The 11,461-nt window shown below is 62.6% G+C and carries 11 protein-coding genes and 1 tRNA gene (1 of these 12 only partly in view); all 12 read right to left on the reverse strand.

All coding sequences use genetic code 11. The features are described from left to right. A tRNA-Ser gene (locus PP263_RS08760) sits at positions 1 to 73 on the reverse strand; it reaches 17 nt to the left of the window's first position. 230 nt (positions 74 to 303) lie between these two features. After that, positions 304 to 501 carry a carbon storage regulator CsrA gene (gene csrA, locus PP263_RS08765; protein WP_183460331.1) on the reverse strand — a complete coding sequence of 66 codons (198 nt, stop codon included), beginning with the start codon at positions 499 to 501 and terminating at the stop codon, positions 304 to 306. Positions 502 to 720: 219 nt separating this feature from the next. After that, positions 721 to 1,956 carry an aspartate kinase gene (locus PP263_RS08770; protein ID WP_308368019.1) on the reverse strand — a complete coding sequence of 412 codons (1,236 nt, stop codon included), beginning with the start codon at positions 1,954 to 1,956 and terminating at the stop codon, positions 721 to 723. 204 nt (positions 1,957 to 2,160) lie between these two features. Further along, on the reverse strand, positions 2,161 to 4,776 hold the full coding sequence (gene alaS, locus PP263_RS08775) for an alanine--tRNA ligase (protein ID WP_308368020.1): 2,616 nt from the start codon (positions 4,774 to 4,776) through the stop codon (positions 2,161 to 2,163). Positions 4,777 to 5,028: 252 nt separating this feature from the next. Beyond that, a complete protein-coding gene (locus PP263_RS08780) occupies positions 5,029 to 5,382 on the reverse strand; it encodes a histidine triad nucleotide-binding protein (RefSeq protein ID WP_308368021.1) in 354 nt (117 codons plus the stop codon). 5 nt (positions 5,383 to 5,387) lie between these two features. Next, on the reverse strand, positions 5,388 to 5,579 hold the full coding sequence (locus tag PP263_RS08785) for a Trm112 family protein (RefSeq protein ID WP_183460339.1): 192 nt from the start codon (positions 5,577 to 5,579) through the stop codon (positions 5,388 to 5,390). Positions 5,580 to 5,653: 74 nt separating this feature from the next. After that, a complete protein-coding gene (locus PP263_RS08790) occupies positions 5,654 to 6,493 on the reverse strand; it encodes an alpha/beta hydrolase (RefSeq protein ID WP_308368022.1) in 840 nt (279 codons plus the stop codon). A gap of 47 nt (positions 6,494 to 6,540) precedes the next feature. Then, complete coding sequence (locus PP263_RS08795) at positions 6,541 to 7,557, reverse strand: class I fructose-bisphosphate aldolase (RefSeq protein ID WP_308368023.1); 1,017 nt, start codon at positions 7,555 to 7,557, stop codon at positions 6,541 to 6,543. Positions 7,558 to 7,626: 69 nt separating this feature from the next. Further along, positions 7,627 to 9,108 carry a glycerol kinase GlpK gene (glpK, locus tag PP263_RS08800; protein WP_308368024.1) on the reverse strand — a complete coding sequence of 494 codons (1,482 nt, stop codon included), beginning with the start codon at positions 9,106 to 9,108 and terminating at the stop codon, positions 7,627 to 7,629. 138 nt (positions 9,109 to 9,246) lie between these two features. After that, positions 9,247 to 9,741, reverse strand: coding sequence for a regulatory protein RecX (locus PP263_RS08805; RefSeq protein WP_308368025.1), 495 nt, complete (start codon positions 9,739 to 9,741; stop codon positions 9,247 to 9,249). After that, on the reverse strand, positions 9,741 to 10,778 hold the full coding sequence (gene recA, locus PP263_RS08810; RefSeq protein WP_183460349.1) for a recombinase RecA: 1,038 nt from the start codon (positions 10,776 to 10,778) through the stop codon (positions 9,741 to 9,743). The genes PP263_RS08805 and recA overlap by 1 nt, the downstream gene beginning before the upstream one ends. Before the next feature lie 159 nt (positions 10,779 to 10,937). Next, positions 10,938 to 11,453 (reverse strand): CinA family protein, encoded by a 516-nt coding sequence (locus PP263_RS08815; RefSeq protein WP_308368026.1) that lies wholly within the window; start codon positions 11,451 to 11,453, stop codon positions 10,938 to 10,940. Between the last annotated feature and the right edge of the window lie 8 nt (positions 11,454 to 11,461).

Consider the following 11,461-nt stretch of genomic DNA (forward strand, 5'->3'; position numbering starts at 1 on the left):
TTCGAACCCTCGATGGGCGTTAACCCATACGCCCTTAGCAGGGGCGCGCCTTCAGCCACTCGGCCATCTCACCGTAAAAACTCCTCTTCCAGCGATGCAGCAGTCAATACCCGTGGACCGCTGAAAGTGGACGGCATCATACCAACGGCCAGACAAAAATCAATGGGGAATCAATAACTTTTTGTCGATCGCCACCGAGCGGGGCACTTATTGTACAGCCACCGGAAAGAGTGAAATGCGGTTGCGCACTCCATTAAAAAAGGCCGGAAAACCCGGCCTTTCTTGTGACGGACACCGGAACTGCTATTCGCCGGTGCCCTCCTCCTCTGAGGATTGCTTTTCGCGCTGAATGCGTTGGTAAATCTCTTCGCGATGCACAGCCACCTCTTTCGGCGCATTGACGCCGATTCGAACCTGGTTGCCTTTCACGCCCAGCACAGTCACGGTCACATTGTCGCCAACCATCAGCGTTTCGCCAATCCGGCGGGTTAAAATCAGCATTACCTACTTCTCCTTGATCATCCTGTGATAAAGCACAACCGGAGTTCCCCTCACAATGTGCTTATGGTCATCATAACCGGATGGCGGCGCTAGAAGTCGAATATTGTCCATCTCTGTATTCAGTATTGACCAGCCGATCAAAATCTCAACAGGTCGGACTCTACGCCAAATGACTAAATCGCTATGGAAAGCGCGTCGCCGCCTTCATTCTGGTTATAGTTACTCACTCCTGGGTTCCGACAGCTCGAACGCACTGTGCAGTGCGCGCACCGCCAGTTCCAGGTAGCGTTCGTCGATGATCACCGAGATCTTAATCTCTGAGGTGGTGATCATCTGAATATTGATGTTGTCTTCCCCCAGAGCCTCGAACATCCTGCTCGCCACATTCGCGTGGGAGCGCATGCCCACACCGACTATCGAGACCTTGGCGATCTTGTCGTCGGCTACCACTTCCCTGGCGCCCAGCTCCTCCGCCACCCGCTCCAGCACCTCCCGGGCCTTGACCAGGTCATTGCGGTGCACGGTGAAGGTGAAGTCGGTAGTGCCATCGACAGAACTGATGTTCTGTACGATCACGTCCACTTCGATGTTCTCAGCGCCAACCGGCGCCAGGATACGGCAAGCCACCCCGGGGTTATCCGGCACACCGCGAATGGTCAATTTGGCCTCGTCGCGGTTAAAGGCTATGCCGGAAACGACTGGCTGTTCCATCTCGTTGTATTCCTCATCCAGACTGATCAGAGTACCGCCACCCTCTTCAAAGGTGGAGAGTACGCGCAATGGCACCTTGTACTTGCCGGCAAATTCCACCGCGCGAATCTGCAGCACCTTGGACCCGAGGCTGGCCATTTCCAGCATCTCCTCGAAGGTGATCCTGTCCAGCCGGCGGGCGCTGTCCACCACACGGGGATCGGTGGTGTAAACGCCGTCCACATCGGTGTAAATCTGACACTCGGTGGCATTCAGTGCCGCAGCCAGGGCCACGCCGGTGGTGTCGGAACCGCCGCGGCCGAGGGTGGTGATATTGCCTTCCTCATCGACCCCCTGGAAGCCGGCCACTACGATGACCTTGCCCGCATCCAGGTCCCGGCGCATCCGCTCCACATCGATACGCTGGATGCGCGCCTTGGTATGCGCATTGTCGGTGAGGATCTTTACCTGGCCCCCGGTATAGGAACAGGCGTCATAGCCACGCTTTTTCAATGCCATGGTGAGCAGGGCAATGGTGACCTGCTCTCCGGTGGATACCAGGACGTCCAACTCGCGGGGGTCGGGCTTCTCCTGGACCTGATACGCCAGATCGATCAGGCGGTTGGTCTCACCGCTCATGGCGGAGAGCACAACTACCATCTCATGGCCCTGCGCACGAAACGCCGCCACTTTATCGGCCACCGCCTCGATGCGCTCGATAGAGCCAACCGAGGTACCGCCGTATTTCTGCACGAACAAACTCATGGGGTTAAGTGTTTCCTTACTGCTACAAGGTTAATGCGCTCGCGGCAGCTATTCGCGCAAGCCGCGCACTTAATCACCAAACTCCGCTGAAATCAACAGATCAGCCGTTAACAACTGTTAACTTGGCCTAAAAAGACCAGTGGTGAGTACTTGGTAGTCAGGGATCGGTACTTGAGTACCGCTGTTGGTCACGCCCATTGATCACTAACCACCCAGATGCCCTTCGACCCAGGCCGGCACCTCTGCCAGCATGGCCGGCAACGCGGCCACATCAGCGCCGCCACCCTGGGCCATATCCGGGCGACCGCCACCCTTACCACCCAGTTTACCGGCGGCAAAGCGCATCAATTCACCGGCGGCGATACGGCCGGTCAGGTCCTTGGTGACCGCGGCCACCAGAGCGACTTTGTCTTCCCCGGGGGCGGCCAGTAACACCACGCCGCTGCCCAGCTTGTTCTTCATCTGGTCCGCCAGGTCGCGCAGGGATTTGGCGTCGGCGCCATCGACAGACGCCGCCAGCAGTTTGAAGCCATTTAGTTCCACCGCCTGGCTGGCGAGATCACCGCCACTGCCACTGGCCAGTTTGGTTTTCAGTTGGGCCAGCTCTTTCTCCAGCTTGCGGTTGTTGGCCAGCAACTGCTCGACCTTCTCCGCCAGGGTATCCGGGCGCGCTTTGAGCAGGGCGGCGGCGTGCTCCAGCCGCTGCTGGGCGCTGTCGAACAGGGCCAGGGCATGGGCACCGGTCACCGCTTCAATACGCCGCTGGCCGGAGGCGATACCACTCTCGGTCACTATCCGCAGCAGGCCGATATCACCGGTACGCTGTACGTGGGTGCCGCCACACAATTCCACGGAGAAGGGACTCCCGTTATCGATCTCACCCATGGACAGCACGCGCACATGGTCGCCGTACTTCTCGCCGAACAGGGCCATGGCCCCCTTCTGCTTGGCAGTTTCGATATCCGTCTCTTCGGTTTCCACCGGAGTGTTGGCGCGGATCTGCGCGTTCACCAAGGATTCGATAGCGTGCAGCTGCTTGGCGGTAACCGCCTCCGGATGAGAGAAATCGAAACGCAGCCGCTCCGAGTCCACCAACGAACCTTTCTGGGTCACATGCTCGCCGAGCACCTTGCGCAAGGCCGCGTGCAGCAGGTGGGTGGCGGAGTGATTCAGCGCAGTGGACTGGCGCACGTCCGCGGATACCCGCGCGTGCAGTTTGTCGCCCACGGCAATCCCGCCGCTCAGCACTTTGCCGCTGTGCAGGTGGTGCGCCCCCTGTTTGGTACAGTCGCGCACCTCGAAGCGGTCATCCGCATTTTCCAGATAGCCGCTGTCCCCAACCTGGCCGCCGGACTCGGCGTAGAAGGGGGTGCGGTCCAGCACTACGGCGCCCTTTTCCCCCTCTTCCAGGCGCTGTACCTGCTCGCCGTCCTTGATGATGGCGAGCACCGTGCCTTCAGCTCCGGTGGTTTCATAACCGAGAAATTCGGTGGCCCCCTCCAGGTCCAGGGCCCCGGCGTACTCCTGTTTGAACTTGCCGGCGGCGCGGGCGCGCTGGCGCTGGGCCTCCATAGCCTCCTCGTAGCCGGGCATATCCAGGGTCAGGCCGCGCTCGCGGGCGATGTCCTGGGTGAGGTCGGTGGGGAATCCGTAGGTGTCGTGCAGAGTGAAGACCAGCTCACCGGGGATCTCATCGCCCTCGAGGGTCGACAGGGCGTCGTCCAACAGCGCCATGCCCTTGTCCAGGGTTTTGGCGAACTGCTCTTCCTCTTTGCGCAGGGCGTTTTCGATAATCTGTTGCTTCTCGCGCAGCTCCGGATAGGCGTCGCCCATCTGCTCGGCCAGGGCCTCCACCAGTTGGTAGAAGAAGATTTGCTTGTGCCCCAGCTTGTGGCCGTGGCGCACGGCGCGGCGGATGATACGCCGCAGCACAAAGCCGCGGCCCTCGTTGGAGGGCATGACGCCGTCGGCGATCAGGAAGGAGCAGGAGCGGATATGATCGGCGATCACACGCAGGGATTTTTCTTCCAGGTCGTCACAGCCGACGATTTTCCCGGCGGCCTTGAGCAGCGCCTGGAACAGGTCGATCTCATAGTTGGAGTGCACCCCCTGCAGAACCGCGGCGATGCGCTCCAGGCCCATGCCAGTGTCCACCGAGGGCTTGGGCAGCGGATGGAGTTCGCCGTCGGCGGAGCGCTCGAACTGCATGAATACCAGGTTCCAGATCTCGATATAGCGGTCCAGGTCGTCGTTGTCGGAACCGGGCGGTCCGCCGGGCACATCCGCGCCGTGGTCGTAGAAGATCTCGGAACTGGGACCGCAGGGGCCGGTGTCGCCCATCTGCCAGAAGTTGTCCTCATCCAGGCGCGAGAAACGATCCGGGCTTACACCCACCTCCTTCTGCCAGATATCCGCGGCCTCGTCGTCGCTGATATGCACGGTGACCCAGAGGCGATCCTCCGGCAGTTTCAGCACCTGAGTGAGAAACTCCCAGGCAAAGTGGATTGCCTCGCGCTTGAAGTAGTCGCCGAAGCTGAAATTGCCCAGCATTTCGAAAAAAGTGTGGTGGCGGGCGGTGTAACCGACGTTTTCCAGGTCGTTGTGCTTGCCGCCGGCGCGCACGCAGCGCTGGGAGCTGACCGCGCGATTGTAGGGGCGGGTCTCCAGGCCGAGGAAAGTGTCCTTGAACTGCACCATGCCGGCGTTGGTAAACAGCAGCGTGGGATCGTTGCCCGGTACCAGGGAGCTTGAGGGCACAATGGTGTGGCCCTGCTCGGCGAAGTAATTCAGGAAGGCTTCGCGTATCTGTGCGCTTTTCATCCAGCGTAATTCCACATCGTTAGTCAAAAATCAATTTGGGCGGCCCAGCTTCTAACGAAGCAATTAACGCGATGCGAAGGCCATGATGCCGGTGTTTCTCGCGCACGGAAGGGCATATCGCAAGCAGCCGTCCCTGGAATATCTCCCGGCCCGGCCTTCCTTGGCCGGGCGCGATGCCACGCAGCGAGCAGTGCTCGCTATGCGCGCGGCCTCGCCCCGCAAACAGCCACCGGCAGCAGGGCCGCCAAAACCTTATTTCAGTGCGCCCAGATCCCGCTCGCGCATCTTGCTCTGAGCCAGCAGATGGATATGCAGATGGAAAACCGTCTGCCCCGCGCTGCGGCCGTTGTTCACCACCAGGCGGAACCCCTCGAGTCCCAGCTTGCGGCCCAGTTCCCCGGCCACCCACAGCAGGTGGCCGAGCAGCGGCTTGTCACCGGGCTCCGCCACGGACAGATTCACCAGCGGCTTGCGCGGGATAATCAGCAGGTGGGTGGGCGCCTGCGGAGCGTGGTCCTTGATGACGATGCACTGATCATCCTCGTAGACGCGTTCGGCGGGGATTTCGCCGGAGATGATCCGGCTGAATACACTGGGTTCGGCCATGGGCGTCAGTTGTTCTTGTCCAGCTTTTCATCGGCAGTCAGCTGGCGCGCCTCGGACTCCAGCATCACCGGTATGCCGTCGCGCACCGGATAGGCCAGGCCGCTGGCCTTGCACCACAGTTCCTGGCGGTCCTCGTGATATTCGAGCGGCGCCTTGCTCACCGGACACACCAACAGACTCAGCAGCTTCTTATCCATACCCCTGTCCCTATTCCCACTCACCGGGCCCCGTCCGGGCCCAAAAATGACCGCGTATAGTACAACGCTTGGGATCAGCGGGAAACCGCGGCTGCCGGCATGGGCAGCAGCAATTCGAGATGTTGCAGCAGCAGCTCCCGCGCTCGCGGCCCTTCCTCCGCCTCGTTGAATACCTCGTGATAGGCATCGGGAAAAACATGCAGCTGTTTGTTCCCGCTGCCCAGGCGCTCGAACCAGGCGCGGCTGGTGGCGGCATCCACCACCTTGTCCGCTTCCGGCAGCAACAGCAGGCACGGCTCGGTGATCTGCGGGAGGCGGGGATAGAGATAGTCGCGCTCGCGCAGGAAGGACACAAACCACTGCAGCGATACACGCCCATGCACCAGATCGTCCGCCCGGTAGTCCTCGACCACGGCGCTGTCGCGGCTGAGCCAGCGCGGGTCAATGCGATTGGGCAGGGTCAGGCGCGGCGCCAGCACCGCCAGCCGCTGTGCCAGCCAACGCTCCAGGGAGCCCGGCTCCCGGCAGCCGCGAAATCCCGGCGCGGAGAGAATCAGGCTGTCGATGCCCCCGTAACGCACCGCGCAGCCACAGGCGATAACGCCCCCCATGCTGTGACCCAGCAGGTGCAGGCCGCAGCCGGCGTTGTCCCGTTTAACCAGGCGGATAAAGTGGTGCAGGTCCTCGCTGTAGTGGGCGAAGTCGTCGATATGGCCGCGCGGCCCCTCGGACAGGCCGTGGCCGTAGTGATCCAGTGCGTAGACGCTGAAGCCGGAGCAGTTGAGCTGCCGCGCCAGTTGCCGATAGCGTCCGCTGTGCTCGCCCAACCCGTGAGCGATCACGACGGCGCCCAGCGCCCCTTCGACCCACCAGCGCCGATAGTGGAGGCGATTGCCTCGGGAAACGAACTCCATTTTTTCTCTCCTCATCATCTATTTATTGTTATTTTCCGCCCGCCGGCCTATTCGCGCTCCAATCCCTCCTGGTACTCCCCCAACATCGCCAGGTGGTTGAGCTCCGCGCGCTTCAGAAGGGCCTGTTGCGCCGCCGGGCCGTTTTCGGCAACGCCCTGCCAGGCTTTGAGCGCCGGCTCCTGTAACGCCCGGCCGTAGGAAAAACTGAGCTGCCAGGGAGCATGCCACAACTGGTTGAGCGCATTGAGGTTGATCGTGGCCTCTTCGGGCCCCTGGCCGCCGGATAGGAAATTGATACTGGGCACCGCGACGGGTACGGCGCGGCGCAGACTGCGCATGGTGTACTCCGCAACCTGTTCGGCGGGTGCCTTGGCGCACTCCTTGCCCGGGGTGACCATGCTGGGCTTCAGGATCATCAGCTCCAGCACCACGCCGTGCTGGTGCAGGGCGTGAAACACCGCGTGCCACACCTGCTCGTTCACTTCGGCGCTGCGCTGAATGCTGTGATTGCCATCGATCAGCACTTCCGGCTCCACAATCGGCACCACTCCCCTGGACTGGCACGCCGCCGCGTAGCGGGCGAGCATTTCCGCGTTCGCGGTCAATCCCAACCGGGTGGGGTTTTCCGGGGTGATCGGGTAGACCTCGCGCCACTTGGCGAAGCGCGCCCCCTGCTCCTTGTAGCCGTCCAGCCGCTCGGCCAGGCCGTCCAGACCGTAGGTAATCATATCCCCCGGCGCACCGGGCAGCGGGCCCTTGCCCTTGTCCACCTTGATACCGGGAACGATCCCTTGCTTCGCCGCCAGCTGTGGCAGCGACGTGCCGCTGTCGTCCGCCTGCCTCAGGGTCTCCTCGAACAGGATCACCCCACTAATGTATTCACCCAGCCCCTCGGTGGACAGCAGTAGCGAGCGGTAAAAGCGACGGTGCTCTTCGGTGGATTCGACCCCCACGGAGTCGAACCGTTTGGCGATGGTACCGTTGCTCTCGTCGGCGGCGAGAATGCCGCGACGACCGTCCACCATATCGTCGATGGTGCTTTGCATTTCTTCATTGACAGACATAACTGTTCCCCTCCTGGTTTCAGCCTCGTTTCAGAATAGGACCTCTGCCCTCTGTCATCTCAACCTCTGTCATCTGAACGTCCGGCAGGCCGTCACCGCTTTGCACCAACCACCGACCAGTTCATCGCGACGCGCCGGTTCCATTTGCGGCACGAAGTCCCGCTCGATCTCCAGCAGACTCCGGGGCATATCCCCGGCGGGCCAGATACCGGCGCCGATCCCTGCCAGCAGCGCCGCACCCACGGCGGTGGACTCTATCTGCCGCGGCCGCTCCACGCGCACCCGGGAGATATCGGACTGGAATTGCATCAGGAAATTGTTCGCACTGGCACCGCCGTCGGCACGGATATGGCTGATTTCCATCCCGAGCCCCTCCGCCATCAGCTGCGCCAGTTCGTCGCTCTGGTAGGCGATGGATTCCAGGGTGGCGCGAACCAGCTCCGCCTTGCCGGCGCCGCGGGTGAGGCCGCAGATGGTTCCGCGGGCGGCGGAATCCCAATGGGGCGCACCCAGTCCGCTGAACGCCGGCACCAGATAGACGCCGCGGGTATCCGGGACCCGGTTGGCGATGGTTTCTGTCTCCGCAGCATGCTGGATCAGGCCCAGTTGGTCCCGCAGCCACTGCACCGCGGAGCCGGCATTGAATACCGCGCCTTCCAGGGCATAGACCGGCGCTCCCGCGGGATCGCAGGCAATAGTTGTGAGCAGGCCCCGGGGCACCTGCGGCCGCTCGGCGCCTGCGTATGCGAGCATAAAGCAGCCGGTGCCGTAGGTATTCTTGATGCTGCCGGGCTCGGTGCAGCCCTGGCCGAACAGGGATGCCTGCTGGTCACCCGCCACCCCGCAGATGGGTACTTCAGCGCCGAGAAACACCTGAGGGTCTGTGGTGGCGAAATGTCCGGCTGAGGGCAGTATCTTCGGCAGCAGCGACTGGGGGCACTCGAACAACTCCAACAGCTCGCCGTCCCAGTTTCTCTCTTCCAGGTTGTACAGCAGAGTGCGGCTGGCGTTGGTGTGGTCGGTGAGATGGGCACGGCCGCCGCTCATCTTCCAGATCAGCCAGCTGTCCACGGTGCCGAAGCAGAGTTCGCCGGCGCGAGCGCGGGCCAGCAGTTCCGGCTGCTGCCGGAATAGCCACTGCAGTTTGCTGGCGGAAAAGTAAGCGTCCAGTACCAGGCCGGTCTTCTCGAGCAACCACTCGGCTTTACCCGCGCGCTCCAGCTCGGCGCACAGTTCCGCGGAGCGGCGGCACTGCCAGACGATTGCCGGACATACCGGCTCGCCGGTTTTCCGGTCCCACAGGATGGTGGTTTCCCGCTGGTTGGTGATCCCCAGGGCGGTGAGATCGGCGGCGGCAATCCCCGCCCGCTCCAACGCCGCGGCGCAGACCCGCAGGGTGACCTGCCAGATCTCCTCGGCTTTCTGTTCCACCCAGCCGGGGTGGGGATAGTAATTGGGGAGTTCGGAATAGCTGCGGCCCAGCAGGGTGCCGCTGGTGTCGAAGACGAAGGCGGTGGTTCCGGTGGTGCCCTGGTCGATGGACAGGATCATGGGGAATTCTCGCGCTTATTGTTGTTTCCCTGACAATCTGTAGGAGCGGCCGTTGGCCGCGATAGCGGGCCCGCGGCCCGCGTGCCGAGCTGGAGCTCGGCGTTCCCAGGGAGCCGCTCCTACAGGGGTCAGTAAACTCTAATGAGCAGAGTATAAGTCGGATTCCTCCGCGTCCAGCGCCCAGTTGATGGCGTCGGCGGGAAATCCGCGGTAGGCGAGATAGCGTTGGCGCCGCGCTCGTTCCTTGAGCTGCTGGTCACGCGGCAGGGCGGAGCTGACCGGACTGCGGAATTTGCGCTGCAGCTGCTCCGCGGCGAGCGCAAACCAGTCCGCTTCCAACTGCTCCAGCGCACTGTTGATCAGGTCGCCTTCGATACCGCGCTGGTGCAATTCGCGGCGGATGCGCAGCGGTCCCTGGCCACGCTGTACGCGGGAGCGGGCAAAGACCTCGGCGAAGCGGTGATCGGACTGGTAGTTGAGATCCTGCAGGCGCTGGAACAGCGCATCGAAATCGGCGCAGGGGAATTTATCTGCGAGCTTCTCCCGCAATTCGAGGCGGGAGTGCTCGCGTCGGGAGAGCAACTCAAGCGCCGCACCGTAGAGCGCTTGAGTCTTGTCCTCGGAGGGAAACACTAGTCTTCCGTGATTTCCGCTGCGGTTTCCTCCGGCTTCGCCGGCACCGGAGCACCCAGCAACTGCGCGCGCAGCTGGCCTTCGATCTCATCGCGGATTTCCTGGTTCTCCTTCAGAAACTTGACCGCGTTGGCCTTGCCCTGGCCGATCTTGTCGCCCTTATAGCTGTACCAGGCGCCGGCCTTGTCGATCAGGCCCAGCTTGACACCGTAGTCGATGATCTCGCCCAGCAGGTTGATGCCCTGACCGTACATGATCTGGAACTCGGTCTGCTTGAACGGCGGCGCCACCTTGTTCTTGACCACCTTCACCCGGGTCTCGTTGCCCACCACTTCGTCGCCCTCTTTCACCGAGCCGATGCGGCGGATATCCAGGCGCACGGAGGAGTAGAACTTGAGCGCGTTGCCGCCGGTGGTGGTCTCCGGCGAGCCGAACATCACGCCGATCTTCATGCGGATCTGGTTGATGAAAACGCACAGGGTATTGGTGTTCTTGATATTGCCGGTGAGCTTGCGCAGCGCCTGGGACATCAGTCGCGCCTGCAGGCCCACGTGGGAATCGCCCATCTCGCCCTCGATTTCCGCACGCGGGGTCAGCGCCGCCACCGAGTCCACCACCAGTACATCCACCGCGCCGGAGCGCACCAGCATATCGGCAACTTCCAGCGCCTGTTCGCCGGTATCCGGCTGGGACACGATCAACTCGTCCACATTCACGCCGAGCTTTTCCGCATAGATGGGGTCCAGCGCGTGCTCGGCATCGACGAAGGCACAGGTGCCGCCCTTGCGCTGGGCTTCGGCAATGACCTGCAGGGTCAGGGTGGTTTTACCGGAGGATTCCGGGCCGTAGATCTCCACGATTCGGCCGCGGGGCAGACCGCCGATGCCCAGGGCCACATCCAGGCCCAGGGAGCCGGTGGATATTGCCGGAATCTGGACGCGCTCCTTGTCCCCCATGCGCATCACCGTACCCTTGCCGAACTGGCGCTCGATCTGAGACAGCGCCGCCTGCAGTGCCTTGTCTTTGTTGGAATCCATGACCCTTCCCGTGTGTTTGAGCGTTGTTTGTTGGGGGCAAGCTTAGCGAAGGATTACTGTATAAGCAACCAGTAATCCCGGGAGCGCGGAGCTCCAGCTCCGCTCGCGGTCCGCAGGACCGTCACCGGCTCAAAACTGGAGCAGAATCGCCACCCGCCGCTACTCCGGATGTTCCCGCACCAGCACCAGCATCCCCCGCAGCGCCTCGGCCACCGTCTGCGCCTGAACCGCCGCGCGGTCTCCCTCGAAATGGAAACACTGCGCCCGGATGGTTACCGGCTCCTGCCCGGCGGATATGGCCCAGGCGATCCACACCGTGCCCACCGGCTTCTCCTCGGTGCCACCGTCCGGGCCGGCAATGCCGCTCACCGCCACGGCGATATTGGCATCCATGGCCGCCAGCGCACCGCTGGCCATCTGCCGCGCCACCTGCTCGCTCACCGCGCCGAAACTTTCCAGATCCTCCTCCGCCACGTCCAGCCAATCGCGCTTGATCCGGTTGGCGTAGCTCACCACCGAGCCCTCGAACCAGTTGGAGGCCCCGGGCACCGAGGTGATGGCCGCGGCGATGCCGCCGCCCGTGCAGGACTCCGCCGCCGTGGCGCGCCAGCCGTGCTTGTGCAGTTCCTCGCCGAGGGTCTGCGCCAATTCCAAAATCTCTATTTTTCCGGTCATCCGCAAGC

The sequence above is a fragment of the Microbulbifer sp. TB1203 genome (genome assembly GCF_030997045.1).
Lineage (GTDB): Bacteria > Pseudomonadota > Gammaproteobacteria > Pseudomonadales > Cellvibrionaceae > Microbulbifer.

Excerpts from the sequence above, each read along its gene's own strand:
- alaS (WP_308368020.1), bottom strand. The coding sequence starts at position 4,776 with ATGAAAAGCGCACAGATACGCGAAGCCTTCCTGAATTACTTCGCCGAG.
- PP263_RS08815 (WP_308368026.1), bottom strand. The coding sequence starts at position 11,453 with ATGACCGGAAAAATAGAGATTTTGGAATTGGCGCAGACCCTCGGCGAG.
- PP263_RS08795 (WP_308368023.1), bottom strand. The coding sequence starts at position 7,557 with ATGTCTGTCAATGAAGAAATGCAAAGCACCATCGACGATATGGTGGAC.
- PP263_RS08770 (WP_308368019.1), bottom strand. The coding sequence starts at position 1,956 with ATGAGTTTGTTCGTGCAGAAATACGGCGGTACCTCGGTTGGCTCTATC.
- csrA (WP_183460331.1), bottom strand. The coding sequence starts at position 501 with ATGCTGATTTTAACCCGCCGGATTGGCGAAACGCTGATGGTTGGCGAC.
- glpK (WP_308368024.1), bottom strand. The coding sequence starts at position 9,108 with ATGATCCTGTCCATCGACCAGGGCACCACCGGAACCACCGCCTTCGTC.
- recA (WP_183460349.1), bottom strand. The coding sequence starts at position 10,778 with ATGGATTCCAACAAAGACAAGGCACTGCAGGCGGCGCTGTCTCAGATC.
- PP263_RS08790 (WP_308368022.1), bottom strand. The coding sequence starts at position 6,493 with ATGGAGTTCGTTTCCCGAGGCAATCGCCTCCACTATCGGCGCTGGTGG.
- PP263_RS08780 (WP_308368021.1), bottom strand. The coding sequence starts at position 5,382 with ATGGCCGAACCCAGTGTATTCAGCCGGATCATCTCCGGCGAAATCCCC.
- PP263_RS08785 (WP_183460339.1), bottom strand. The coding sequence starts at position 5,579 with ATGGATAAGAAGCTGCTGAGTCTGTTGGTGTGTCCGGTGAGCAAGGCG.